Origin of the sequence: Streptomyces toyocaensis, assembly GCF_000725125.1 — a bacterium.
GTDB classification, from domain to species: Bacteria; Actinomycetota; Actinomycetes; order Streptomycetales; family Streptomycetaceae; genus Streptomyces; species Streptomyces toyocaensis.
This window is the reverse complement of sequence record NZ_JFCB01000028.1, coordinates 26,247-51,010: the sequence shown is the minus strand read 5'-3', so window position 1 is coordinate 51,010 and position 24,764 is coordinate 26,247. Positions and strand designations below refer to the sequence as shown.

General features: G+C 73.7%; 22 protein-coding genes. 15 read left to right on the top strand and 7 right to left on the bottom strand.

The genetic code is table 11. The features are described 5' to 3' along the window. Window positions 1-25 precede the first annotated feature (25 nt). Window positions 26-427, bottom strand: coding sequence for a hypothetical protein (locus tag BU52_RS25350; RefSeq protein ID WP_037938346.1), 402 nt, complete (start codon window positions 425-427; stop codon window positions 26-28). A gap of 437 nt (window positions 428-864) precedes the next feature. Next, window positions 865-1,374, bottom strand: a complete 510-nt coding sequence (locus tag BU52_RS25345; protein WP_200881289.1) for a MarR family winged helix-turn-helix transcriptional regulator — start codon at window positions 1,372-1,374, stop codon at window positions 865-867. 74 nt (window positions 1,375-1,448) lie between these two features. Here BU52_RS25345 and BU52_RS25340 point away from each other — a divergent pair, with 74 nt between their 5' ends. The 4 genes from BU52_RS25340 (at window position 1,449) to BU52_RS25325 (ending at window position 8,887) form a co-directional block, all read left to right on the top strand. Continuing rightward, the gene (locus BU52_RS25340) at window positions 1,449-3,569 is read left to right on the top strand and encodes an MMPL family transporter (RefSeq protein WP_051858591.1); all 2,121 of its coding nucleotides are present in this window, start codon (window positions 1,449-1,451) and stop codon (window positions 3,567-3,569) included. Window positions 3,570-3,855: 286 nt separating this feature from the next. Then, window positions 3,856-5,919, top strand: coding sequence for a SpoIIE family protein phosphatase (locus BU52_RS25335; RefSeq protein WP_037938344.1), 2,064 nt, complete (start codon window positions 3,856-3,858; stop codon window positions 5,917-5,919). Window positions 5,920-6,132: 213 nt separating this feature from the next. Continuing rightward, window positions 6,133-6,963, top strand: a complete 831-nt coding sequence (locus BU52_RS25330; protein ID WP_051858582.1) for a ribonuclease BN — start codon at window positions 6,133-6,135, stop codon at window positions 6,961-6,963. Between the two features lie 181 nt (window positions 6,964-7,144). Then, the gene (locus tag BU52_RS25325; RefSeq protein ID WP_037938342.1) at window positions 7,145-8,887 is read left to right on the top strand and encodes a VanW family protein; all 1,743 of its coding nucleotides are present in this window, start codon (window positions 7,145-7,147) and stop codon (window positions 8,885-8,887) included. Between the two features lie 43 nt (window positions 8,888-8,930). Here BU52_RS25325 and BU52_RS25320 read toward each other — a convergent pair whose 3' ends face one another. Further along, complete coding sequence (locus tag BU52_RS25320) at window positions 8,931-9,794, bottom strand: CBS domain-containing protein (protein ID WP_037938340.1); 864 nt, start codon at window positions 9,792-9,794, stop codon at window positions 8,931-8,933. Window positions 9,795-9,969: 175 nt separating this feature from the next. On the opposite strand from BU52_RS25320, the gene BU52_RS25315 reads away from it, so the two are divergent. From BU52_RS25315 to BU52_RS25270, 10 genes are all read left to right on the top strand, one after another. Then, on the top strand, window positions 9,970-10,467 hold the full coding sequence (locus tag BU52_RS25315; RefSeq protein WP_037938339.1) for a hypothetical protein: 498 nt from the start codon (window positions 9,970-9,972) through the stop codon (window positions 10,465-10,467). Further along, window positions 10,467-11,426: a V-type ATPase subunit gene (locus BU52_RS25310; protein WP_037938337.1), complete on the top strand. Its 960-nt coding sequence runs from the start codon at window positions 10,467-10,469 to the stop codon at window positions 11,424-11,426. Before BU52_RS25315 ends, BU52_RS25310 begins: the two co-directional genes overlap by 1 nt. Further along, window positions 11,413-12,897, top strand: coding sequence for a V-type ATPase 116kDa subunit family protein (locus tag BU52_RS25305; protein ID WP_063830034.1), 1,485 nt, complete (start codon window positions 11,413-11,415; stop codon window positions 12,895-12,897). Before BU52_RS25310 ends, BU52_RS25305 begins: the two co-directional genes overlap by 14 nt. Further along, entirely contained in the window at window positions 12,894-13,310 is a 417-nt protein-coding gene (locus BU52_RS25300) for an ATP synthase subunit C (protein WP_037938336.1), read from the top strand. The genes BU52_RS25305 and BU52_RS25300 overlap by 4 nt, the downstream gene beginning before the upstream one ends. Continuing rightward, complete coding sequence (locus BU52_RS25295; RefSeq protein WP_037938334.1) at window positions 13,307-13,540, top strand: hypothetical protein; 234 nt, start codon at window positions 13,307-13,309, stop codon at window positions 13,538-13,540. The genes BU52_RS25300 and BU52_RS25295 overlap by 4 nt, the downstream gene beginning before the upstream one ends. Further along, complete coding sequence (locus tag BU52_RS32875; RefSeq protein ID WP_157847912.1) at window positions 13,537-14,082, top strand: hypothetical protein; 546 nt, start codon at window positions 13,537-13,539, stop codon at window positions 14,080-14,082. Before BU52_RS25295 ends, BU52_RS32875 begins: the two co-directional genes overlap by 4 nt. Next, entirely contained in the window at window positions 14,079-15,848 is a 1,770-nt protein-coding gene (locus BU52_RS25285) for a V-type ATP synthase subunit A (RefSeq protein WP_051858586.1), read from the top strand. The genes BU52_RS32875 and BU52_RS25285 overlap by 4 nt, the downstream gene beginning before the upstream one ends. Continuing rightward, window positions 15,845-17,260 (top strand): V-type ATP synthase subunit B, encoded by a 1,416-nt coding sequence (locus BU52_RS25280; protein ID WP_037938333.1) that lies wholly within the window; start codon window positions 15,845-15,847, stop codon window positions 17,258-17,260. Before BU52_RS25285 ends, BU52_RS25280 begins: the two co-directional genes overlap by 4 nt. Then, complete coding sequence (locus BU52_RS25275; protein ID WP_200881287.1) at window positions 17,257-17,865, top strand: V-type ATP synthase subunit D; 609 nt, start codon at window positions 17,257-17,259, stop codon at window positions 17,863-17,865. The genes BU52_RS25280 and BU52_RS25275 overlap by 4 nt, the downstream gene beginning before the upstream one ends. 120 nt (window positions 17,866-17,985) lie before the next feature. Then, on the top strand, window positions 17,986-18,711 hold the full coding sequence (locus BU52_RS25270) for a hypothetical protein (protein ID WP_037938463.1): 726 nt from the start codon (window positions 17,986-17,988) through the stop codon (window positions 18,709-18,711). A gap of 40 nt (window positions 18,712-18,751) precedes the next feature. Here BU52_RS25270 and BU52_RS25265 read toward each other — a convergent pair whose 3' ends face one another. Beyond that, window positions 18,752-20,188 (bottom strand): MFS transporter, encoded by a 1,437-nt coding sequence (locus BU52_RS25265; RefSeq protein WP_037938331.1) that lies wholly within the window; start codon window positions 20,186-20,188, stop codon window positions 18,752-18,754. Next, window positions 20,185-21,759: a DHA2 family efflux MFS transporter permease subunit gene (locus BU52_RS25260; RefSeq protein ID WP_078903436.1), complete on the bottom strand. Its 1,575-nt coding sequence runs from the start codon at window positions 21,757-21,759 to the stop codon at window positions 20,185-20,187. Before BU52_RS25260 ends, BU52_RS25265 begins: the two co-directional genes overlap by 4 nt. A 109-nt stretch (window positions 21,760-21,868) precedes the next feature. On the opposite strand from BU52_RS25260, the gene BU52_RS25255 reads away from it, so the two are divergent. Beyond that, window positions 21,869-22,516: a TetR/AcrR family transcriptional regulator gene (locus BU52_RS25255; protein WP_037938329.1), complete on the top strand. Its 648-nt coding sequence runs from the start codon at window positions 21,869-21,871 to the stop codon at window positions 22,514-22,516. A 162-nt stretch (window positions 22,517-22,678) separates the two neighbouring features. Here BU52_RS25255 and BU52_RS36865 read toward each other — a convergent pair whose 3' ends face one another. Continuing rightward, window positions 22,679-22,852, bottom strand: coding sequence for a metal-sensing transcriptional repressor (locus tag BU52_RS36865; RefSeq protein ID WP_078903441.1), 174 nt, complete (start codon window positions 22,850-22,852; stop codon window positions 22,679-22,681). Window positions 22,853-23,249: 397 nt separating this feature from the next. After that, entirely contained in the window at window positions 23,250-24,719 is a 1,470-nt protein-coding gene (locus tag BU52_RS25245; RefSeq protein ID WP_037938326.1) for an MFS transporter, read from the bottom strand. Between the last annotated feature and the right edge of the window lie 45 nt (window positions 24,720-24,764).

Genomic DNA, 24,764 nt, shown 5'->3' with positions numbered 1-24,764 from the left:
ACTGGTGGCGACCGACACGCCTTGATCAGTACGGAAGGATGCAGACCCGCTGAGTAGCGCTGTAATTGTCGTTGCAGTACCGCACGTCCATGTGGAACGTCCACACGTTGAAGTAGTCGCTGGCGTTTATCTCGACGATCTGGTCCTCTTTGAACCAGTAGTCGGGCGCGTATCCGCACGGACCGTTCCAGTTGAGCTTGAAGTCCGGGGTCTGGACGAGCTGGTTCTTCTCGTTGTAGCCGACGACGTTCGCGCTCCCGAAAAGACCCTCGCTGCAAACGATGATCTCATAGCTATTCGCTGCGCTGGCTGCAGACGCCGAGCCTGCGGAGACTCCGATCAGTGGTAGTGCCGCCGCAAGCGCAACGAGAGCCCGGCGTACACGCATGATGTCCGTCCCTTCCCTCAAGGCCGACAGTTCGGGCATACAGCATCGCCCGCTCTTGGATGCTAACCGTGGAAATCAACAGTTTTCGTGGCGTCTTTGAGACACATTCGGCACACGCACCCTTGGTGCCCTGAGTCGTTGATTCGCGTGCGGTACGCGGCGAGGGGCCACTGACGAGGCGCTGAAACAGCTCGATGAATATATGGGGGGCGGAACCCGGGAGTCCGCCCTACGGCCATGCCTCAGGAGCAACCATGCCAAGATCCTCCTCTTTGACGACGCCTGGGTGACCACTTCCTTCAACTGGCCGTTTTTCGCGGGTGACCCGGACCGCGCTAACCGCATGGAGGAAGACACCCCGATCCGGAATGGGGAGAAAGCCGACATGTGCTGCACCCACTACCTCGAAACTCAGCGTCGACAACTCAGGTTGGCCAATGTCTCGGGGCTCGCGTGCGCGGTGCCCCGCGGCCGCTTCAGCCCGGGTCGCGCCGCAGCAGGTCGAGTTCCCGGTTCATCTCGGTGAGGAACCGCGCGATGACCAGCAGTTCCTCGGGGGTGAAGCGGCCGCGCGCGGCGTCGGTGCTCCGGGCCAGCGGCCGGAAGTAGTCCCTGGCCAGGCTTCTGGCCGCCTCCGCGTACTGCAGGTGCACCACGCGGCGGTCGTCGACCGCCCGGACGCGCCGGATGTGGCCGGCCCGCTCCAGCCGGTCGACGCAGGCGGTCACCGCGCCCGAGGTGAGGTTGAGCTGCTTGCGCAGGCGTCCGGGCGTCATCGGCTCGCCGCCCGCCTCGGGGTCGGAGTCCGCGTCGAGGATCGCGATCAGCGCCTGCACGTCGGTCAGGTGAAGGCCCTGGGACTGTGCGAAGTCGTGGGCGATGCGGTTGAACTCGCCGTTCATCCGGCGCAACAGGACGGCGAAGGACTGCAACCCCGTCGGGTCGTGCCCCTGAAGAGGTGTCGAGGGGGTACCGGAACCGCTCATGCCCCCAGTATAAGATCACTCAATGATTGAGATACTTTACCGTTGACTCACTTCTTCCGTTCGTTGGGATGCTGATGAAGAACGCACCGCGCTGGGCCCGATGGCTCGTGCCCCTGGCTCTGTTGGTCGTCTGGCTGGGAGTGGGCGGGACGCTCGGCCCGTACGCCGGAAAGCTGGGCGAGGTGGCCACCAACGACCAGGCCTCCTTCCTGCCGCAGAGCGCCGAGTCCACCCAGGTCCTCGAGGAGCGTGAGGCGTTCGACCAGTCCGAGACACTGCCCGCCGTCGTGGTCTGGACCGCCGACGGCTCCGGGATCGAGGACGGTCAGCGGCAGGCCGCCACGGAGGCGGTCGGCGCGCTCGCCGGCGCCACCGGTGTGGTCGGCCGCCCCTCGCCGGCGCTGGTCTCCGAGGACGGCAAGGCCATGCAGGCCGTCGTGCAGCTGGAGCCCGACCTGGGCGAGGAACTGCCCGCCGTCCTGGACGAGGTGCGGGAGGCGGCCGGCGACGTGCCGGCGGCCACGGCCCGGATCGCCGGTCCGGCGGCGAGCCAGGCGGATCTGTCCGACGCGTTCGCCGGCGTCGACGGACTGCTGCTCGGCGTGGCGCTCGGCGCCGTGCTGCTGATCCTGCTGCTGGTCTACCGGAGCGTGCTGCTGCCGTTCGTGATCATCCTCGGTTCCGTCTTCGCCCTGGGACTCGCCTGTGCCGTCGTCTACGCGCTGGCGGACCGGGACGTCGTGCGGGTGGACGGCCAGGTGCAAGGCATCCTGTCCATCCTCGTGATCGGTGCCGCCACCGACTACGCCCTGCTGCTCTCGGCACGCTTCCGCGAGGAACTCGCGCTGCGTGGCGACCGGGCCGCGGCCGCGGTGACGGCCGTGCGCAGGTCCTTCGGCGCCATCACGGCGAGCGCGGCCACCGTGGCGCTCGCACTGCTGGCCCTGCTCGCCAGTGACCTCACGAACAACCGCGCCCTCGGCCCGGTGGGCGCCATCGGCATCGTGTGCGCCGTGCTGTCGACGCTCACCTTCCTGCCGGCCGTGCTGGCCCTGCTGGGCCGAGCCGCGTACTGGCCCTCACGGCCGAAGGCGGCGGACGCGGCCGTGGAGGGCCACGGGGTGTGGCGCCGGGTCGCCGCGACGGTGGACCGCCGGCCGCGCCGGGTGTGGCTGCTGACCGCGCTGGTCCTCGCCGTCTTCGCGGCGTTCTCCCCCTCCCTGTCCGCCAAGGGCGTACCCCTCGACGAGATCTTCGTGAACGACGCGCCCTCGGTGGCCGCCCAGAAGACGCTCGGCGAGCACTTCCCCGGCGGGTCCGGCAACCCCGCCGTCATCATCGCCGACGCCGGACGGACCGCCGAGGTGACGGCCGCGGCGAAGGACACCGAGGGCGTGGCGTCGGCCGACGCCGTCTCCGCCTCGGGACGGCCGGGCGGCGGCGAGCCTCTGGTCGTCGACGGGCGCGTGCGCGTCGACGCCACTCTGCAGGACGCGGCGGACAGCGACGCCGCCAAGCGGACCGTCGAGCGGCTGCGCGAGAACCTGCACGCGGTGCCCGGCGCCGACGCGCTGGTCGGCGGGTACACCGCCCAGCAGTACGACACCCAGCAGACCGCCGCCGAGGACCGCGCGCTGATCGTTCCGGTGGTCCTCGGCATCATCCTGCTGATCCTGGTGCTCCTGCTGCGCTCCCTGCTGGTACCCGTTCTGCTGGTAGCGACCGTGGCGCTCAACTTCCTGGCGACGCTCGGTGTGTCGACGCTCGTCTTCGAGCACCTGCTCGGATTCAGCGGTACGGACGCGTCCGTGCCGCTGTACGGATTCGTGTTCCTGGTCGCCCTCGGCGTCGACTACAACATCTTCCTGATGTCACGGGTCAGGGAGGAGGCACTCGTCCACGGCACCCGGCAGGGCGTGCTGCGCGGGCTGACCACAACCGGCGGGGTGATCACCTCGGCCGGAGTGGTGCTCGCCGCGACGTTCGCGGCCCTGATGGTCATCCCCCTGGCGTTCCTGGTGCAGATCGCGTTCATCGTGGCCTTCGGGGTGCTGCTCGACACCCTCGTGGTGCGCTCGCTCCTCGTGCCCGCCCTGGTCCTCGACATCGGTCCGCCGGCGTGGTGGCCCAGCGCCCTGTCCCGCCGGGACAGCACCACCACCGGCCCGGCGGCCGAGACGGAGCCCGTGGGGTGACGGCGGTCCGCGCGCCGGGCCGCCGACGGCACGGCGCGCGGACGCGGATTCTGCGGTGCCCCCGGGGCGAACGGGTGACGGTCGGCTCGGACACGGTGGCCGTCGGCGGGCCGGGCCGGTAGCGGGCCCGTGGACGCCGGACCGGGCCGGAACCGCTCCCGGTCGCCTGGATGCCTTCGCGGCACGTTGGGCGTAATGTCCGGCATATGCACGGTGTTCGGTGTGACGGGCGGGACGCGGTCCCGCCGGTGTCGGCTGTGCACGTCGCGTGGCGGCCGGAGCGCTGATGGACACCGCGATGGCCGCCGTGGTGCGGGAGAGCGGCGCGTACGGCGGGCTGCTGTACGTGCTGCCGCCGGGCGAGGACGCGTTGCTGCTGGTCATGGTGGCGGGCGTCCCGCACGAATTCACCGTTCCGTGGCGGCGGGTGGCGCTGGCCGACCCCATGCCGGTGGCGGAGGCCGTGCGGGAGCGGCGTCTGGTGTGGATCGGGGACCAGGAGGAGATGGCGCGCCGGTACCCACGGCCGGCGCTCGTGCTGCCCTACGACTTCGCGCTGTCGGCCGCACCGCTCACCGCGGGCGGCACGGTGCACGGCGGGCTGGTGCTGCTGTGGTCCGGGACCCGGTCGCCGGAGCTGAGTCGCGCCGAGCGCGAGGCGATCGCATCGGGCTGCGACCGCCTGGGGGTACTCCTCGCGGAGACCGCCGGGCGCGGCGGCCCGCCCCTGACGGGGGACCGGCCGCGGACCGTGCCCCTGACGACCGGGCGCATCGTCCCACCCGACGAGGCGGCCGCCGCCACGGCCTTCATCGACCGCCTGCCCGGGGGGTCGTGCGCGCTGGACACGTACGGCCGCATCACCTTCATCACCCCGGCCGGCGCCGACCTCGTCGGCCGTGATCCGCGGGACCTGGTGGGCGCCCTGCCCTGGGAGGCGCTGCCGTGGATGGACGTCCCCGAGGTGGAGGACCGCTACCGGGCCGCGCTGGTCAGCCGTCAGCCGCAGCATTTCACCGTCCTGCGGCCGCCCCGGACGTGGCTGGCCTTCGAGCTGTACCCGGACCCCTCCGGGACGAGCGTCCGCATCACCCCCACCGACCCGGCCGAGGACGCTCCGTCCTCACCGTCCGTGCCGGCCGCGGGTCCCAGCCGCGCCACGCTGCTCTACCACCTGATGCAGCTGGCCGCCACGCTGACCGAGGCCGCCGGCGTCCAGGACGTGGTGGACCAGGCCGCCGACCAGCTCCTGCCCGCTCTCGGCGCTCAGGGCATGGTGCTGATGACCACCGAGGACGGCCGCCTGAAGATCCTCGGTCACCGCGGCTACAGCGCCGAGCTCATGACGCGCTTCGACTCCGCCCGCCTGAGCACGGACATCCCCGCCGTCCGGGTGCAGGCCACCGGCGTCCCGGCGTTCTTCCCGACGTTCGCCGACATGAAGCGGGAGTATCCGTCGATCGCGCACGAGGACGGGATGGCCGCCTGGGCCGTCCTGCCGCTGATCGCCTCCGGCCGCCCCCGGGGCTCCCTGCTCCTCTCCTACCGCAGGCCCCATGCCTTTCCCCCGGGCGAGCGCGCCGTCCTGACCTCCATCGCGGGTCTGGTCGGCCAGGCCCTGGACCGCGCCCGCCTCTACGACGCCAAACACGACCTCGCCCGCCGGCTCCAGTCCGCCCTGCTGCCGCACACCCTCCCCGACATCCCCGGTCTGAGGGTCGCCGCGCGCTATCTCCCGGCGGCCCGCGGTCTCGGGATCGGCGGGGACTTCTACGACCTCATCCGCCTCGACGAGTGCACCGCCGGCGCCACCATCGGCGACGTGCAGGGCCACAACGTGGACGCCGCGGCGCTCATGGGGCAGGTCCGCACCGCCGTACACGCCCACGCCACCGCGGGCTCGTCCCCCGACCAGGTCCTGGCCGGCACGAACCGGCTGCTCAACGACCTCGAGCCGGGCCTGTTCACCTCCTGCGTCTACGTCCACCTCGACCTCGCCACACGCCGCGGGTGCGTGGCAACCGCCGGCCATCCGCCGCCCCTGCTGCGTCACGCCGACGGACGCACCGAACTCCTGCAGGTCTCCCCCGGCCTCCTGCTCGGCATCGACCCGGACTCCCGCTACCCGGTCCGGGAAGTGCCCCTGCCGCCCGGCTGCGTGCTGGTCCTCTACACCGACGGACTGGTCGAGGCCCCCGGGGTGGACTTCGACGACGCCGTCGCGGCCCTCGCCGGGCTCCTCGAACACGGCGACCCGACGGACCTCGACTCCCTGGCCGACACCCTCATCCGTCACGCGCCCAGTCCTTCCGACGACATCGCCCTGCTGCTCATCAGCCCCAGCGGGTGACGCGGCGGCCACCACCCGGAGGCGCGGCCGGCGGGCTCCCGGCGTCACCCGGCGGGCGGACACGGTTGCCGCACGCGGCCCAGCCCGTGTTTCGGGGCCGGGCCGAACGGTGACCTTGGAGAAGGCCGTCCGCCACCGGGCCTGACACCCGGGGCCCGCATCTGCCGCCGCGTGACACGGGCAGGGGTACGCGAGTCCACGAAGGAGCGCACCGTGAAGCGTCACCTGCGCGCGCTCCGCCGCGCCTGGGCGTGGCTGGGCGCCGGCACCCTGCTGCGGCGCGGCCGCGACCTCGAGCTAATGCACAGGGCCATGGGGTTCGCCACGCTCGCGCTGGTCACACTGGCGCCCCTGCTGATCGTCATCGCCGCCGCCGATCCGCTCGGGCGGGGCGGTTTCGCGGCCTGGCTGGCGGACGGCATGGGGCTGTCCGGACGGTCCGCACACGTCCTCGCGGAGATCATCAGCCCGCCGCGCGAGGTGATCGGCACCACCAGCGTCTGGGGCGTGCTGGCCCTCGCCGCGTTCGGCATCCCGTTCGGGGGGAGCGTCCAGAACGGCTACGAGCGGACGTGGAACCTGCCCCCGGGGCCGTGGCACCGGATCTGGCGCCAGACGACGTGGCTGTGCGTCCTGTCCGCGTACCTGTACCAGGAGGTACTGACACGCGACGCCATGCACGGGCCGGAGCGGATCACCCTCTCGCTGGTGACCGGCGTGCTGTTCTTCTGGTGGGGGCAGCACTTCCTGCTGGGCGGGCAGGTCCGCTGGCGGCATCTGCTGCCGGGCGCGCTCGCCACCGTGGCGGGCCTGATCGGCCTGCGGGGCTTCTCCTACTCCGTCTTCACCCCGCTGATCGTCGACAACGCGATCAGCTACGGCACCGTCGGAGTGGTCCTCGTCGTCGAGTCCTGGCTCATCGGTGTGGGCTTCGTCATCTTCGGCGGCGCCCTGTTCGGCCGCTGGCTCCTGGACCACCACGGGCACCGGTTCACCGACGTGCCGCCTCGGCCCGGCACGGCACCGGTCCGCGACGACGGCTGACGTGCTCCGGCCGCGCGGTGGCGGGCGGTGCGCGTCACCGGCGCCGCACTCCTTGATCCCAAAGGCCCGACGTGACCTGGGATATACCCTTTGGCGTCCGGTTGCGCCTATCGTGACCGACTGCTCTCGCGCACAGTGCCGTCACATCGGGTGTACGCCCCGTCGATCGTTCAGGAGATCCATGCGCCCCCGGATGCCCTCCGTCCCCCGAATAGCCTCGCTCCCGCCCCTCGCCGTGGCGGGCGGCGCGCTGACCGTCGGCGTGGGCGGGCTGTATCTCGCCGGGCTGCTGCTCACCGGCGGTGAGATCGAGGCGGGTACATCGGTGCGGGGCGTGGACCTCGGGGGTCTCACCCGTGAGGAAGCCGCCCGCAAGCTGGAGCGGCATTTGGTGGACGCCGGCTCGCGGACACTGGCGGTGAAGGTCGGCGACCGCGAGGGCACGCTCGACACGCGGCGGGCGGGGCTCTCCTACGACATCCCGGCGACCCTCGACCGGGCGGCGGCCACCGGTACCGACCCGGTCGGCGTCATCGGCGGGCTGTTCCGGTCGGGCGGCGCCATCGAGCCGGTCGTGCGCGTCGACGAGGACAAGGCCCGCGCCGCCCTCGGGAAGCTCGCCGGGTCACTCGATGAGAAGGTCCGCGAAGGAGCCGTCTCGTTCAACGACGGCCGTGTGGAGCGGACCGCCCCGCACCGTGGGTACGCGCTGGACGTGGACGCCGCGATCGGCTCGCTGCGCGCCCCCTTCCTGCGCGGCACGGCCGGCCCGGTCACGGTGCTGCCCGCACGCGAGAGCGAGCCGCGGGTCACGGCGGACGAGGTGCAGCGGGCGGTGCGCGAGTTCGCACGGCCGGCGATGTCGGCACCGGTCACCCTCGCCGCGGGCGGCAAGCGGTTCACGATCACCCCGGCCGTACTGGGCGAACACCTGACGATGCGGCCGGACGACACCGGCAGGCTGACACCGGAGCTCGACAGCAAGGGGCTGCGTGCCGCGCCCGTGGTGGCCGGCGCCCTGAACGGCCTCCCCGCCACACCCCGCGACGCCCGGCTGGGGCTCGAGGGCGACAGGGCCGTGGTGACCGCCGACGCCAGGCCCGCCCTGAAGGTGACCGACGAGGCCCTGGGCAAGGCCGTCCTGCCCCTGCTCACCAGGACGGGCGGCGCCCGCACCGGCGAGGTGGACACGCAACGGATCCAGCCCGAGGTCACCCGCGAGAACGCGGCGCGCCTCGGCCTGACGGAGAAGATGTCCTCCTTCACGGTCAACTTCGAACCGGCCGCGTACCGCACGACGAACGTCGGCCGGGCCGTGGAACTCATCAACGGCTCCGTCGTCATGCCGAACGAGACGTGGAGCTTCAACCGCACCGTCGGCGAGCGCACCGAGGCCAACGGCTTCGTCGACGGAGTCATGATCTTGAACGACCGGTACACCAAGGCGCCCGGCGGTGGTGTCTCCGCCGTGGCCACCACGGTCTTCAACGCGATGTTCTTCGCGGGCGTCGCGCCCGTCGAGCACGGCGCCCACTCCTTCTACATCGAGCGCTACCCGGAGGGCCGTGAGGCGACCGTCGCCTGGGGCAGCCTCGATCTGAGGTTCACCAACGACTCCGGCAAGGCGCTCTACATCCGGGCCGAGTCCACCGCCACCTCGGTGACCATCAGTTTCATCGGCACGAAGAAGTACGACGAGATCACGTCGGTGAAGGGACCGCGGACCCGTGTGGAGCAGCCCGCCAGGAAGGTGAGTGCCGACGAGCGGTGCGTGCCGCAAACGCCGCTCGAGGGCTTCGACGTCACGGTGGAGCGGGTCTTCCGCGACGCGGGCCGCGAGGTGCGGCGTGAGCCGTTCCGCACGCACTACACCCCGCGTGACGAGATCGTCTGCGAAGAGACGCCGGGCGAGCCCGGGACCTGACGCCGGGAGAGCGCGCCGCGCGGAGGGTGACCGCTCAGAACGCTCAGAAGGCCTCGGTGGCGTCGACGACGTCGAGCACGTCGTCGATGTCCCGGACCGCCGCGAGCACGTCGGCAACCAGCGCCTTGTCCGCCCGCCCGGTCATGGTCACCGTGCCGTTCTCCACGGAGACCGCCACGGCGTGCGGGTCCGGCAGGTACCGGCCGACGAGGGACTCTGCCTCGGCGCGGATCTCGGCGTCGTCGCGGATCAGGGCCCGCAACAGGTCGCGCCGGCTGACCACACCGACGAGCCGGCCGCGGTGGTCGGTGACGGGAAGCCGCTTCAACCGCGCGTGAGCGGCGGTCCACGCGGCGTCCGACACCCGTGCCGTGGGGTGGACGGTGACCGGCGGGAAGGTCATCAGGGTGGCCGCCGTGTCGCCGTGGCTCTTCTCGTACAGGCGGTGCTGCCACATCCTGCCGACGGACCCGTGCCGGTGCGGTTCCGCCATGACCGCGGCCTTGGCCAGCAGATCCGACTCCGAGACGACACCGATCACGTGGTCGTCGGCATCGACCACCGGTACCGAACCCACCTGTTCACGGGCCAGGGTGCGGGCCACCTCCGAGAACGGCATGTCGCCGGGGACGGAGGCCGCCGGCACCCGCATGACGTCCCGCACGTGGAGGACGGCCGGGCCCGGGGCGGCCGGCCCCGGTGAGGCTGTGACGGGTCCCTCGGTGCTCCCCGTGCCGGAGGCGGGTGCGGACTCCTGCCCGGTGCTCCTCCGCGACGCGGCGGCGGCCACCGCCCCCAGGTAGCGGCGCAACGCGTCCTGGCGCGGTTCCTCCTGGGGCGTCCAGGGGCGGCCGGGTGTGGCGCGGCGGGTCTCCGTCTCCACGGAGCGGTGCTCGAAGTCGCTCACGGCTGCCTCCAAGGGGTGCCCCCGCCTACGGCTTCAGTCTCGCACCCATCGATCGGCGCGGCCTCCGGGCCGAACGGCCGCGCTCCGGGGACGCACGACGTGGCACGGCGCGACATGCCCCCGCTCACCAAGGACACTGGAAGGCGAGTCCGGTCCCACCGACGGGAGAGTTCGTGTGACGGGTTTCCGGGACTTTCTGACACGGTTCCGGCCGGCGGCGTCGCCCGGCCGGGCCGCACCCGGCGGTGTCCCCGCGGACCGCTCCGCCGAACTCCGTGCGGAGCTCGCACCGCCGCTGGCCCTGCTCGAAAGCGCGGAGGCGGAAGCCCGGACGGTTCGCGAGCGGGCCGCCGACGCCGCCGCTTCCCGCCGGCGGGAAGCCGAACGGCAGGCGGGGGAGATCGTGGCCGCCGCACGCGCACAGGCCCCCCGGGTCCGGACGCGCGCGGCCGAGCGGGTGGTGCGCGCGGCCGAGGACGAGGCGGCGGCACTGCGCGCCGCGGCCGGGCGGGAGGCGGGCGCCGTACGCGACCGTGCCGGGCAACGGACGCCCGTGATCGCCGACCGTGTGGTGGATCTGGTCCTGGAGGACCTGGCGGAGGACGCGTCGCGGCCCGCACACGCCCCTCGGCGGGTTCCGGGCCGCGGGGGTTCCCGGGAGGCTGATCACTGATGGGGGCCGGGTGGGTGGCCGGTGCGACCAGGGCACGCGCGCTGCGGACCAGGTGCCTGGGTGAGGACGGCGTCCGGACCGTGGCCGGATCCGGGACGCTGGAGGACGCCCTGCGCTACCTGGCGGCCACCCCGTACCGGCACGACGTCGCCACCGGCGCCACCCCTGCCGAGGCCCAGCGGGCGGTCTCGTCGGCGCTCCTGTGGCATCTGCGGATCCTCGCCGGCTGGCAGCCGGCCACCGGGACCGCCGCCGTCCGCGCGCTCGCCGCCGGGTTCGAGATCTCCAACGCGGAACACCGTCTGCGGTCCCTCTCGGCCGGGTCTCCCGACCCGGACCCGGGTGGCCTCCCTCCCCCGCCGTACCGTCTGGGCACGCTGGCGATCGCCTGGACGCGGCTGGCCCGCGCCCGTACGCCGGCGGAGCTGCGCACCGCGCTGGCGGCCTCCGACTGGGGCGATCCCGGCGGCGACTCGCCGGCCGCGGTCGCGACCGGCATGCGGGTCTCCGCCGCGGTGCGGTTGGCCACCTCCGTTCCCGGCGCGGAGCGCTGGGCCGCGTCCCGGCTCGCCCTGCTGTTGGGCCGCGAGGTGTTCGTCGCCGGCCGCCGGATCCCGGACGTCTCCGCCCGCCGGGCGGCCCGGCTGCTCGGCCCGCGGGCCGTGGACGCGGGGTCGTACGCCGACTTCCGGGAGGCGTTGCCGGCCACCGCGGCGTGGCTGCTCGACGGCGTGGACGAGGCGGCGGGCCTGTGGCGGGCCGAGTCCCGGTGGTGGGAGGCGGTCGAGGAGGACGGCCGGGAGCTGCTGCGGCGGTCCCGCTTCGGCCCCCACCCGGTCGTGGGAGCCGTCGCGGTGCTGTCCGCCGACGCCTGGCGCACCCGCGGCGCACTGGAACTGGCCGCCCGGGGCGGCGGCCCCGGCGACCGGTCCGTGGAGGTGCCGGATGCCCCAGGGTGAGGCGGCGGTCCCGGTCCGGATGCGCAGGGTGGCCGTCGTGGCTCCCGAGGAGGCGCTGCGGGACAGCCTGGTACGGATCGCCGAGGCCGGCTGTGTCGAGATCGACCTGGCCGGGGACGGCAGGCCGGAGGTCCGCGGTCCGGCGGCGACCCGGCTGCAGCGGCTGCGCGCCGAGCCGGCGCGTCCCCGCCTCAGCGAGGCTCCGCCCGACCTGGACGCCCTGGAGCGGGAGGGCCGGGCGGACCTGCTGGCGGGCGAGGCACAGGTGGAGGAACGGCTCGGCGGCGCGGTCCGGCACGGCGATGTCGCGGCCCTGGCCGGCTGGTGTCCGCGGAGCGAGGTGGGCGCCGTCGCGGCGCGCATCGCCGGTACCGGGGCCGCGCTGGTGCCGCTGCGGTCCCCGCGCGGTGTCGACCCGCCCACGCTGCTGGCCGGAGCCGCCGCGGCGACGCGTCCGGCGCCGGCCGTGCGCCGTTCCTTCACGCCCCTGGTGACGACGTACGGCACCGTGCCCTACGCCGACCTCGACCCCACGATGGCGGCCGGAGTCGTCTACGTGGTGATGTTCGGCCTGATGTTCGGCGACGCCGGGCACGGGCTGCTGCTGGTCACCGTCGCCCTCCTCCTGCGCGCCGGCCGGCCGCGCCGCGTGGCGGCGCTGCGCCCGTTGTGGCCCTTCGTCGCCGGGGCCGGGCTGGCCGCCACCCTGGCCGGAGTGGCGTACGGCGAGTTCTTCGGCCCGACCGGGGTGCTGCCCGCGCTGTGGCTGACACCGCTGGAGGAGCCCGTGCGGCTGCTGGCCGGCGCCGTCGGGTTCGGCACCGTCCTCCTCGGTCTCGCCTACGCCGCGGGGATCGTGAACCGGTGGCGGGAGGGCGGACCGGCGGCCGCCCTGTACGCGACGACCGGCATCGCCGGGGCGGCGCTCCATCTGGGTCTGGCCGTCGTCGCCGGATCCGTGTGGCTCGGACAGGCCGCGTACGGGGTCGTGGGGGCCGTGATCGCGGTCGCCGGTCTTGCACTGGCCGGGCCGGGACTGTACGCGGCCACCGCGGGCGGACCGGGCGGCGCCGTGCAGACGGGCATCCAGCTCTTCGACGCGGTGGTCAGGATCGGCTCCAACGCCGTGTCCTTCGCGCGGCTCGCGGCCTTCGGCCTCACCCACGCGGCGCTCGGCGCGATCGTCTGGGACGGTACGACCGCCCTGGCGGGGCGGGGCCCGGTGGGCGTCGCCGCCGCACTCGTGGTGTTCCTCGCGGGCAACGCCCTGGCCTTCTCGCTGGAGGCGCTGGTGGCCGGTGTCCAGGCGCTGCGTCTGGAGTTCTACGAGCTGTTCTCCCGGCTCTTCGTAGGTGAGGGCCGCCCGTTCAGGCCCTGGCACCTGCCCGTGGAGCGCGGGTCCGCCGTCGCCGAACCGGCCACGCCGCTGGAGAGCGTCCGGCCGGACCCGGCGAGGAAGGAGCGATCGTGATCACCTGGTTGCTGGCCCTGCCGGTCATCGCGGCGGTGTGCGCCGCCGTCCGTCTCGTGCTGCGGCGCTCGGGCCGGGCGGCCCTGTGGTGGACGGCCGCCGCGGACGCCGTGCTCCTGGTGGCCGCCACCGTGGTGCTGACCCTGGCGCTCGGCGGGGGGTCCGCCGAGGCCGCGACCTCGGCGGCGCAGGACTCCGGCTCCGGGTCCGCCGCTCTGATCGGGGCCGCGATCTCGGTGGCCGCGTCGACCATCGGCGCGGGTATCGCCGTCGCCTACACCGGTGCGGCGGCCCTCGCGGCGCTCAGCGAACGACCCGAACTCTTCGGCCGGGCCATGGTCATCGTCGGCCTGGCCGAGGGCATCGCCATCTACGGGCTGGTCGTCGCGGTCATCCTCATCGGGAAGGCGTGACCGTGGGCCGCGTCGCCGCGCTCGGAGAGCGGTCCAGGGTGACCGGCTGGGCCCTGGCCGGAGCGGTCGTCCTCGTCGCCGACGACGCCGGGACCGTACGCCGGATCTGGCACGACCTGCCGGACGGCATCGACCTGGTCATCCTGACCGCCGCCGCGGCCGAGGCGCTGGAGGCGGCCCTCGCGGCGCCGGGTGGCCGCCGTCCACTGACCGCGGTGATGCCGCCATGACGCCCCCGGCGCCCATGACGCCCCCGGCCCCCGAGCAGGTGACGCGGGCGCTCTCCCCGGTCCGCGAGGCGCTGCTGCGGGCCGCGCGCACCGATGCGGAGGCACTCCTTGCCGACGCCGACCGGGAGGCCGCGGCCGTGCTCGAACACGCCCGCGCCGAGGCCCGGGCGATCCTCGGCGCGGCCCGGCGGGAGGGCGAGGCCGACGGCTCGGACGCCGCCCGCGACCTCCTGGTCAGGGCCCGCCGGGAGGCCAGGGCCCGCACGCTCGCCGCCCGCCGGGAGTCGTTCGAGGAGGTGCGCCGCCAGGCGGCCGTGCGGGTCCGCGCCCTGCGCGGGAACGACGGCTACGCCGCGCTGCGGGAGGAACTGGAGCGCAGGGCCCGGGTCCTCCTCGGTCCCGCGGCGGAGGTGAGCGAACACGCCGACGGGGGTGTGGTGGCCCGGGTGCCGGGACGGCGGGTCGATCTGTCGCTGACCGCGCTGGCCGACCGCGCGCTGGACCGTATGGGAGGGCAGGTGCGAAGCCTGTGGGAGCCGTGAGGGAGGAAGAGGACTCCGGGACACCTCGGCGGGACACCGGCCGGCCGCCGGCCTCGCGGATCCTGCGTGTCACCGGGCCGCTCGTCGAGATGGAGTACACGGGCGGCGTCGCGATGTACGACCTGGTCTCGATCGGCCCCGCCCGGCTGCCCGGGGAGATCGTGGCCATCAGCGGACGCGTGGTCACCGTCCAGGCGTACGAGTACACCGGTGGTCTCGCCCCGGGCCAGACGGTGCTGCCCCGGGGGCGTCCGCTGTCGGTCCGGCTCGGTCCCGGACTGCTCGGCGGGATCTTCGACGGCCTGCTGCGCCCCCTGTCCGGTGCCGGCGACTGGCTGTCGCCCGGCACGGGACGGCAGGCGCCCGAGGAACCCGTCGCCTCCTTCCGCCCCTTCGTGGCGCGGGGCGAGCGGGTGGCCGAGGGGCAGGCGCTCGGGGAGGTCCGCACGGCGGGGCCCCTGCGGCTGAAGGTCCTCGTGCCGCCGGGCGGCGGGGGCACGGTCGAGGAGATCGCCGGGGCCGGGGACCATCCCGGGGACGCCGTGGTGGCCGTGGTGGGGGGCACCCGGATCACCGCCGGCGCCCTGTGGCCGGTGCGCCTGCCGCGTCCGGTGCGGGAGCGCGTCGACAGCCGGGAGGCCCTGAACACCGGCCAGCGGGTGATCGACCTGCTCTTCCCCGTGGCCCGGGGAGGCACGGTGGCGGTGCCCGGCGGCTTCGGCACGGGCAAGACGATGCTCCTGCAGCAGATCGCCAAGTGGTGCGACGCCGACGTCATCGTCTACGTCGGGTGCGGGGAGCGCGGCAACGAGATGGCCGACGTGATCACCGAACTGTCCGAGCTCCGGGACCCGCGCACGGGCGGGAGCCTCGCGGACCGCACGGTCACGGTCGCCAACACCTCCAACATGCCGATGATGGCCCGCGAGGCGAGCGTCCACACGGGGATGACGGTCGCCGAGTACTTCCGGGACATGGGCCTGGACGTGGTCGTCATCGCCGACTCGACCTCCCGGTGGGCCGAGGCGCTGCGCGAGTTCGCCTCCCGTACCGGTGCGCTGCCCGCGGAGGAGGGCTACCCGGCGGGACTGGCCTCCGCCATCGCGGCCTTCTACGAACGGGCCGCGGCCGTGACCACCCTGGGGGGCGACCGGGGATCGGTGACCGTGATCGGCGCGGTGTCCCCGCCCGGCGGCGACATGACCGAACCGGTGACCGCGCACACCGAACGCTTCGTCCGCTGCCTGTGGACCCTCGACCGCGACCTCGCCTACGCCCGCCACTACCCGGCGGTCTCCTGGGCCGGGTCCTTCTCCCGCGACGTACCCGTCCTGGCCGCCGGGCACCGGACGGCGGGCGACCCGGCGTGGCCGGGGCGCCGCGACCGGGTGGGAGCGGTGCTGACGGAGGCCGACCGGCTGGCCGACCTGGTGGACCTGATCGGCATCGCCGCGCTGCCCCCGCGGGAGCGCGTCAGTGTGCTGGCCGGGAGGCTGGTCCGCGAGGGCGTGCTGCAGCAGAGCGCGCTGTCGGAACGGGACGCGTACTGCGGCCCGGAGAAGACGGCCGCACTGGCCGACGCCGTGCTCGCGGTCGTCGACCGCTGCCGCGAGCTGGTCGACGCGGGCGTTCCGGCGGCGTCGGTCGAGGAGGTCGACTTCGGCCCTCTGCTGCGTGCCCGCGAGGACACCGGCCCGCACGACGCCGCGGGGGTGGCGGAGCGGCGCGACGCGATGCTCGCCGCGCTGCGGGGGGTGCGGCCATGAGCACGGCCGGGAGCATCGAGTACACCGCGGTGCGCGAACTGCGGGGGCCGCTCGCGGTCGTCGAAGGGGTCACGGGCGTCGGCTGGGACGAGTACGCCCGCATCACCCTCGCCTCGGGCGAACGGCGTCACGGCGTGGTCCTCGACGCCGACCGTGACCTGGCGGTCGTCCAGGTGCTGGAGGGCACCGCGGGCATGGACCCGGAGGGTGTCCGGGCGGCCTTCACGGGCAGTCCGCTGCGCGTCCCGGTCGGCACCGACTGGCTCGGCCGGGTCTGCAACGGGCGGGGCGAGCCCCTGGACGGCGGCCCGCCCGTCCTCGCCTCACGGAACGCCGAGGTGGGCGGCGCGCCCATCAACCCGGTGCGGCGCGAACCGCCGTCCGAGCCGGTGCTCACCGGTGTCGGAGCCGTCGACACCCTGACCACGCTGGTACGCGGGCAGAAACTGCCGGTGTTCTCCGTGGCCGGGCTGCCGCACCTGGAACTGGCCGCCCAGATCGCGGCGCAGGCCACCACCGCGGGAGAGGCGTTCGCCGTGGTCTTCGCGGGCATGGGGCTCACCCACGCCGACGCCTCCTTCGTCCGCGACGCCCTGGAGGAACGGTCCGCCGCCGGGGACCTGGTCCTGCTGCTGAACACCGCCGACGACCCGGTGATCGAACGGATCCTCACCCCGCGCATCGCGCTCACCGTCGCCGAGCACCTCGCCTTCACCGGCGGGCGGCACGTCCTGGTGGTGCTGAACGACATGACCACCTACGCGGAGGCCCTGCGCGAGGTCTCCGCCGCACGTGGGGAGATACCCGCCCGCCGTGCCTACCCCGGCTACCTCTACAGCGACCTGGCGTCGCTGTACGAGCGCTGCGGACGGATCAGGGGCCGTCCCGGGTCGGTCACCGTGCTGCCGGTGCTCACCATGCCCGCGGGCGACATCACCCACCCCGTGCCGGACCTGACCGGCTACATCACCGAGGGCCAGATCGTGCTTTCGCCGGAGACGCACGCGCGGGGCGTGTACCCGCCGCTGGACGCCCTGTCCTCGCTGTCCCGGCTGATGCGCAAGGGCGCCGGCCCCGGCCGCACCCGCGACGACCACCTCGACGTCGCCGCCCAGCTGCTGGCCGCCCTGGCCCGCGCGCGGCAGGTGCGCGACCTCGCCGACCTGGTCGGCCGGGCGGCGCTGAGCCCCGCCGACCGCCGCTACCTGGACTACGAGGAGGTCTTCCTGCGGGACTTCACCGACCAGCGGAGCGACGAACCCCGCGGCCTCGACGCCTCGCTGGAACGCGGCTGGCGGGCGCTGCTCACCCTGCCCCGCAGCCGGCTCTCCATGCTCCCCGCCGCTCTCCTCGACGCCCACGGGGCCGAGGACAGCGGCGCACCCGACGATCACGAGGAGACGCCGCGATGACCGGCGTCCGCGGTACGCCACCCGGTCGAGCGGGACGTCTGCGGCTGCGGCACAGCCTCGACGTCGCCGAACGCGGAGCCGGCCTGCTGGAGCAGAAGCTGCGCATCCTGCGGTCCGAGCACCAGCGGCTGCTGCGCGCGCGGGAGGCGGCCGGACGCACCTGGCGGGACCTGGTGGCCGAGGCCGAGACATGGCTGCTGCGCGGACTGCTGCTGAGCGGGGAACACGCCCTCGACTCGGCCGCCGCGGGCGTCGCCCCCGCCGAGACCGCCGTGGGGTGGACCACCTCCATGGGGGTACGCCGCCCGACGACCGCCTCCGCGTCCGTGCCCGCCCGTCCGGCCACCTCCGCCACTCCCGCCAACACGGCCCTCGTGCACGCCGAGGCGGCCTACCGCCGTGCCGTGCGCGCCGCCGCCGAGTACGCCGCGGCCGACGCCGCCGCCGGGCTGGTGGGCGAGGAGGTCGCCGGCACCCGGCACCGGGTCCGCGCGCTGCGGCGCCACTGGATCCCCCGGCTGCGGGAGGCGCTCGACCGCAGCGACCTGGCCCTGGAACAGGCCGAGCACGAGGACGCCGTGCGGCGGCGCCGGGCCACCCGGTAGGTCTCCCCGCCGTGCTCCCCCGGCGATGCCGCCTCGCGGTGAGCGCCGGACGGCTGGAATCCGCCGCGGCGGGCGTGTGCCGTGACCTCCGTGCACGCGGGGGCGGTGCAGAGTGTCGGCATGGCCGAGGACGAAGCACGGCTCAGCCCTCCCGAGCCCCTGCTGCAGTTGATCGACAACCTCGCGCGGTTCCACCGCGAGCACGAGGAGTACTACGCGCAGGCGCCGCTGCGGCAGGCGACCGAGCTGCAGGCGCGGTCCCGGGTGCTGAAGGCGCTGGCCGACCGGTGGAGCGTGGTCGGTGTGGGTGAACGGGCGTCGGCGGCCGGGTTCGCCGGTACGGAGGATCTGAACGCCCCCGGGCTCGTCGCCGAGTCGGGGGTTCTCTTCATGGAGGGCGAGGGCGAGCCGGCCGAACTGCGGCGGCTGCGGCGTGAGGTCCGGCAGGCCGCGGACGACGCCGAGCAGACGGGCGGCTGGCTGGCCCGGGCGATGGAGCAGGCCTGGGAGATCGCGGGCGGCCTGGCCGCCCACCCCGCGCTGGCCGACCTGCTCGGGGAGCGCCACCGGATCATCGCCAACGACTGGCAGTCCGCCGCGCTGCAGTCCCTGATCGCGCGGATGCTGCGGCGTGCCCTCGACCTGCTGGCCAGGGTGGACTTCACGCCGGCGGCCCTGCGGGCCGACCTGGCGGGCGAACGGCAGGCCCCCGCGTACCTGTACTCGGCCTCCGAGCTGCTGGACCGCGCGGCGGACCTGATGGCGGAGTCGGCCATGCTGGTGCACGACAACGAACGGCGCTGGCGCGTCTTCCGTGCCCGGGTCCGCGCGCTGCGGTCCGCGTAGCGCGCACCCACCGAGGCGGGCACGGCCGGCGGCCGCCCTGTCAGTGCACGTGCGGTCCACCGGTCGGCTGCGGTTTGCCTCGCGGTACCAGACCCAGGGCGACGACGGCGCCGGCAGCGGCCGTCACCGCGCACACGGTGAACGCGTCGGCGAAGCCGCCCACCGCGCCTCGCTCGAAGCCCGATGCCGCGACCGTGGAGACGACGGCGACGCCGATCGAGCCACCCACCTCGTGGAAGGTGTTGACGATCCCGGAGGCGAGCCCCGCCTCCCGGTGCTCCACCATGGCCAGGGCGGTGGTCGTGGCGGTGACGAAGACCGCGCCGAGGCCGAGGGAGGCGATCACGAAGCCCGGCAGCAGCCCGGCGTACACACTGCCGGTCTCCGACAGCCGGATCAGCGGAACGGTTCCGGCGGCGGCGACGGCCATGCCGGCGACGGCGGTCGGACGGCCGCCGATCCGGCCGACGAGCCGGGACCCGAGATGGGCTCCGACACCGGTCGCCACGGCCACCGGCAGGAACACCAGCCCGGTCCTCAGCGGGCTGAAGCCACGGAGGTGCTGGAGGTACACGGACCCGAGGAAGAAGTACGCGATCAGCAGGGCCGTGGCGATCAGCATCAGGAAGGCACCTGCGAGAACCGGCCGCCGGGTGAACATCCGCAGATCCATCAGTGGGGTCCGCGCTGCTCGCTCGACGGTCACGAAGGCCGCGTACGCCGCCACCGCGCCGAAGAGCGGCAGCAGGGTCGAGACGCCCGTCCAGCCGGTGTCGCCCGCTTCGACCAGGCCGTAGATCAGTGCGGCGGTGCCCGTGGTGACGAGCAGCGCGCCGGACACGTCGAGCCGTGCGGGCTGCGGCGCGCGGGCCGGGACGAGGGCGGGCAGGGCGATCAGCAGGAGCAGCCCGACGGGCACGTTGATGTAGAAGACCCACTGCCAGCCGGGGCCCCCGGTCAGAGCTCCGCCCAGGAGCACGCCCACCGCGGAGCCGCTGCCGCCGATGGCCGCCCAGACGCCGAGCGCCTTGTTGCGTTCGGCACCGTGGAAGGTGGTGGTGACGATGGACAGCGCGGCCGGTGACAGCAGGGCCGCGCCGACGCCCTGGCCGATCCGGCCGCCGAGCAGCGTCGAGGCGTTCTCGGCCAGGCCGGTGGCCAGCGAGGCGGCGGTGAAGAGCGCGAGTCCGGCGAGCAGGGTGCGGCGGGCGCCGAGGGCGTCGGCGAGTCGGCCGCCGAGCAGCATCAGCCCGCCGAAACAGAGGGTGTAGGCGGTGACCACCCAGGTCAGTGTCTCCCGGCCGAGGTCGAGGTCGGCCGCCATGTCGGGCAGGGCGACGTTCACGACGGTCACGTCGAGGATCAGCATGAACTGGGCGACGCAGATCAGTGCGAGCGCTGCCCAGCGGCGCGGTTCGGGGGTCGGGGCGGGAAAGTGTTCGGCCGTGTGCGGGGCACCGGCTGCGGAGTGGGTCATGGCGTGTCCTTCGAGTGCGTTGTTGCGGTCGGGTCCGCGCCTCGGGACGGCGCGAGGAGAAGGGCGAGGAGCACGCCCGCCGCGGTGACACCGGCCCCGGTGAACATCGCCGGTCCCATGCCGTCGACGAACGCGCGGCGGGCGGCTTCGGCGAGGCCGGGTCCGGCCTCGCCGGGCAGGCGTTCGGCAAGGGCGAGCGCGCTGCCCAGGGACTCCTTGGCGGACGCCAGGAGTCCGTCGGGAACGGAAGCGGGGGTGGCGTCGAGTCCGCTGCGGTAGCGGTCGGACAGCAGGCTGCCCATGACCGCGACTCCGGTGGCCGCGCCGAGCTGGATCGCGGCACTGTTGGTGGCCGAGCCCACGCCGAGGTCGGTTTCGGGCAGTGAGCCGACGATGGCGTCGCTGGTCGCCGTGATGACGAACCCGGCGCCTGCCCCCAGCAGCAGCATCGCCACAAGGGGCCGGTCGTAGCCGTCCGTCGCCTCGGTGGTGGCGAGCACCGCGGCGGACGCGGAGAGCAGGGCGAGGCCGAGGGCCGACACCGTGCGCATACCGAGGCGTGGCGCGAGCACGCCCGCCAGTGGTCCGGCGACCAGCAGCATGAGCGCGGCGGGACCGAGCCGCACGCCGGTCTGCCCGGCGCTGTATCCGAGCACGAACTGGAAGTGCTGCACAACGACGAAGAGCGTGCCGATCAGCGCGAACGCGCCCAGCAGGACCAGCAGGTCACCGGCCGCCAGCGCGCGGTACCGGAAGATCCGCAGCGGCAGCATCGGGGAGGCGGCCCGGCGCTGCCAGGCGAGGAAGACGACCAGCAGGAACGCGCCCGCCACGAAGGCGGCCGACACGGCAGCACTCGTCCAACCGCGGTCGGGCCCTTCGATGACCGCCCACAGCACGCTCGCCACGGCCACGACGGACAGCAGCGCCCCGGCCGGGTCCAGCCGCCCACGCTCGGGGGCTCGGGAGTCGGGCACCAGCAAGGCCGCGGCGACCAGGCCGGCGATGCCGACGGGAAGGTTGATCAGGAAGACCGACCCCCACCAGTAGTGGCTCAGCATCCAGCCACCGACCATCGGCCCGATCACCGTCCCGACACCGACCGCCGCCGACCAGACACCGATCGCCTTCGTGCGTTCGGCACCACGTGGGAAGACATTGCCGATGACAGCGAGCGTGGCCGGCATGATGAGCGCCTCGCCGACGCCCATGGCCCCGCGGGCGAGCACCAAGGTGGTGACAGAACCGGCGTAGGCGGCGACGGCGGACGCCACGGTGAACAGCGCCAGGCCGGTCATGAAGATCCACTTGCGGCCGAGCCGGTCCGCCAGGCTGCCGCAGAACAGCACCAGGCTGCCGGACATCAGCGCATAGCTGTCGACGATCCACTGCAACTGGCTCGTGGAGGCACCGAGTTCACCTACGAGGGTCGGCAGTGCCACGTTCAGCACGGTGGTGTCGAGCCCGACGACCAACAGGCTCACGCTCACGACGGCGAGGGTGAGCCAACGCCGGACCGGCGGGTCACCGGTCTGCGGTGAAGCGGTCACCTGATGAGTGACAGAAGGCACGAGGGCTCCTTTCTGGCGCCTGGCTCTGCCCGAGCGGCGAGACCTGAACCGTACCGTTCAGTTCACGTGAACTCAACCGTACAGTTCAGGTAGGTGCTAGGGTCGAGTCATGACCGTGGACGGCGTCAAGCAGCCCCCCAGCGGACCCCGGGCGGAACTCAAGCGGCAGGCCATCGTGCGGGCCGCCCGCGAGCTGTTCCTGCAGGAGGGCTTCGGCGTGGGAATGGACACCATCGCCGCTGAGGCAGGCGTGTCGAAGGTGACCGTCTACAACCACTTCGGCAGCAAGGAAGCCCTGTTCACAGCGGTCATCACGAGCGCCCTCGACGAGCCGCTCGCCGGTGAGTCGTCGGCCGCGCTGGAGGGCCTGGCCGAGGCCGGGGACTTGCGGGCCGCCCTCGTCGAGGCGGCCCGCACCTGGGTGCACGCCGTGCGCACCAACCACGAGGTCACCGCCCTGCGCACCCTCGTCGCCGCCGAACTTCACCGCTTCCCCGAGCTGGGCGAGGCGTGGAGACACCGCGGCTCGGAAGGCCACCACCCCGCGGTCGCGGGCGCCCTGGGTACGCTTGCCGAGCAGGGCCGCCTGGAGATCCCCGACCTACAGGTGGCGATCATCCAGTTCTACGGTCTCCTGGTCTTCCCCCACATGGTCTTCAGCTCCTACGGCACGGACATCGACGAGGGCCTGACGGACCGTCTCGTCATGAGCGGCGTCGACATGTTCCTGGACCACTACGGCCCACGGAGCAGCTAGCGGCCCATCCCCGTCGAGGGCACTGGAATCGGAACGTCGGCGGCATTCCTGTGGTCGCTGTGGGCACTGTTCTTCGGGACGGCCGGAACGCCCGGAATGACGCACCCCTTCGAGCTGACCATCGCCCGCACCGACGGCGCCGCGAACATCTGCCTCGAAGCCTCAGCGGGCGTCACGGCCTTCGTTCTGGCCGGGAGGTACTTCGCAGCCCGGTCCACGCGGAAGGCGGGGGCGGCGCTGAAGGCCCTGCAGGCCCACGGCGACTTGCTGCAGGGCCCGCGTGGCGGCGCTGATCCCGGTGAGGACGTCGACGCAGGCGCGGTCGTCGGTGACCATGCGCGAGATGCCACGTGTCCGGCCCTCGATCCCCTTCAGGCCAGATGGTCGGCCTGGTCGGCGTCCGTGAGCGTCTGGCCCGGGGTGCACGGCCAGGGAGGCATGCACGGCGGCCACGACGGTCGGCGTCCTGCGGACCGGGCCTGCGGACCGGGCCTGCGGACCGGGCTGGGGACCCGCTGCCCAAGCACGACCACCACTCCGGGCCCGGACGGACCGGGCCCGGACGGACCTGACGCCCGCCCGGGCCCCGGCAGGTGAGCCATGGCCGCCGTGATCGCCACGCCGGCAGAGAGGGTCGTCCGTCGCCGCTTTCCCGGCCACGGACGACCCTTCCTTGGTTCTCCGGCCTGCTGTTCCCGGTGGACTGCGGTCTCCGCGGTGACGCCCCCACCTGCTACTGAAGGCCGCCGGGGCCCTGTACGCCGGTCTTCTCCCCGCGCGCCCCGGAAGCAGCCGCGACCTGTTGTGTCGCCGCCGTCGCCGCCTTGTCGCTGCGCATCACCAGCAGGGTGACAACGCCGCCCACCGCGGCGATCGCGGCCGCCCAGACGAACGCCGCGCTGAAGCCGTCCGTCAGCGCGGGCAGGTTGCCCAGCTCGCCGGCGCCCTGCGAGGTGGCCACCGCGGTCAGCGCCGCGAGGCCCAGTGCGGAGCCCACCTGGTAGGTGGTGTTGACGATGCCGGACGCCAGGCCCGCCTGCTCCCGCGGAGCCCCGGACATCGCGGCCATCATCGCCGGGATGTAGGCGAGCGACATGCCGAGCGCGGCGACCAGCGAGGCGGGCAGGACGTCCACCACGAAGGTGCCGGTGGGCTCGACGGCGGACAGCCACAGCAGCCCGGCCGCGAGGACCAGCAGACCGCCGCCGATCAGCGGCTTGGCACCGAACTTGGCCATCAGCCTCGCCGTGATCACGGTCATGAAGATCATCAGCAGGCCGGTCATCGGCAGCAGCGCGGCGCCGGACGCGAACGCCCCGTAGCCGAGCACCTGCTGGAGGTACAGGTTGAGGAAGTACCACATGGGGATCCAGGCGGCACCGAGCAAGGTCATCGCCAGGTTGGCCGAGCCGAGCCGCGGGACGCGCCAGATGCCGAGCGGCATCAGCGGCTCGCGCACCGTCTTCTGGACCACGAAGAAGAGCGCGAGCAGCGCCGCTGCGCCGGCCAGCTGGAGCACGGTTCCGGTGGAGGCCCAGCCGGCCTCCGGCGCGCGGACGACGGCGAAGACGGCGAGCGCCAGACCGGCGGTGACCGCGGCCGCTCCGAGCACGTCGACGGCACCGCGACGGCTGCCGACGGCCGGCAGGACCTTGGTGGCGGCGAGGGTGGCGACGCCGATCGGGACGTAGATGATGAAGATCCACGGCCAGCTCAGCCACTCGGTGAACACCCCGCCGAGGAACACACCGGCCGTGCCGCCGGCGGGGGCGGCAGCGCCGTAGAGCGCCATGGCCTTTCCGAGCTCCTTCGGGTCGTGCGCGAAGAGCATCATCAGCAGCGTCATGGCGGAGGGTGCGATCAGCGCGCCGCCCACGCCCTGCACGGCCCGGCCGGCGACCTCCACCCAGGCCGTCTGGGCGGCGGCCGCGACGACCGACCCGGCGATCAGCACGACCCAGCCGGTGGTGAAGATCTTGCGCGCGCCGAGCAGGTCGGACAGGCGTCCGCCGAGGAGCAGCAGCCCGCCGAAGGCGATGACGTAGGCGTTGAAGACCCACTGCAACTCGCCCTGCGAGAAGCCGAGGTCCTTCTGCATCTCGGGGAGTGCCACCCCGATGATCGACGTGTCCATGATCACCATGAACTGAGCCGCGGCGAGCACGACGAGCGCCCACCAGCGTCTGGGATTGGCGACTGACATAACCCCTACCCCTTCCTCTACATACCCCCAGGGGGTACTTGCCGA

Bases quoted from the DNA above. Each gene is read 5' to 3' on its own strand.
- BU52_RS25310 (WP_037938337.1), top strand. From the start codon at position 10,467: ATGGGGGCCGGGTGGGTGGCCGGTGCGACCAGGGCACGCGCGCTGCGG.
- BU52_RS25270 (WP_037938463.1), top strand. From the start codon at position 17,986: ATGGCCGAGGACGAAGCACGGCTCAGCCCTCCCGAGCCCCTGCTGCAG.
- BU52_RS36865 (WP_078903441.1), bottom strand. From the start codon at position 22,852: ATGGTCACCGACGACCGCGCCTGCGTCGACGTCCTCACCGGGATCAGC.
- BU52_RS32875 (WP_157847912.1), top strand. From the start codon at position 13,537: ATGACGCCCCCGGCGCCCATGACGCCCCCGGCCCCCGAGCAGGTGACG.
- BU52_RS25335 (WP_037938344.1), top strand. From the start codon at position 3,856: ATGGACACCGCGATGGCCGCCGTGGTGCGGGAGAGCGGCGCGTACGGC.
- BU52_RS25280 (WP_037938333.1), top strand. From the start codon at position 15,845: ATGAGCACGGCCGGGAGCATCGAGTACACCGCGGTGCGCGAACTGCGG.
- BU52_RS25265 (WP_037938331.1), bottom strand. From the start codon at position 20,188: ATGACCCACTCCGCAGCCGGTGCCCCGCACACGGCCGAACACTTTCCC.
- BU52_RS25345 (WP_200881289.1), bottom strand. From the start codon at position 1,374: ATGAGCGGTTCCGGTACCCCCTCGACACCTCTTCAGGGGCACGACCCG.
- BU52_RS25325 (WP_037938342.1), top strand. From the start codon at position 7,145: ATGCGCCCCCGGATGCCCTCCGTCCCCCGAATAGCCTCGCTCCCGCCC.
- BU52_RS25340 (WP_051858591.1), top strand. From the start codon at position 1,449: ATGAAGAACGCACCGCGCTGGGCCCGATGGCTCGTGCCCCTGGCTCTG.
- BU52_RS25350 (WP_037938346.1), bottom strand. From the start codon at position 427: ATGCCCGAACTGTCGGCCTTGAGGGAAGGGACGGACATCATGCGTGTA.
- BU52_RS25255 (WP_037938329.1), top strand. From the start codon at position 21,869: ATGACCGTGGACGGCGTCAAGCAGCCCCCCAGCGGACCCCGGGCGGAA.
- BU52_RS25275 (WP_200881287.1), top strand. From the start codon at position 17,257: ATGACCGGCGTCCGCGGTACGCCACCCGGTCGAGCGGGACGTCTGCGG.
- BU52_RS25245 (WP_037938326.1), bottom strand. From the start codon at position 24,719: ATGTCAGTCGCCAATCCCAGACGCTGGTGGGCGCTCGTCGTGCTCGCC.
- BU52_RS25305 (WP_063830034.1), top strand. From the start codon at position 11,413: ATGCCCCAGGGTGAGGCGGCGGTCCCGGTCCGGATGCGCAGGGTGGCC.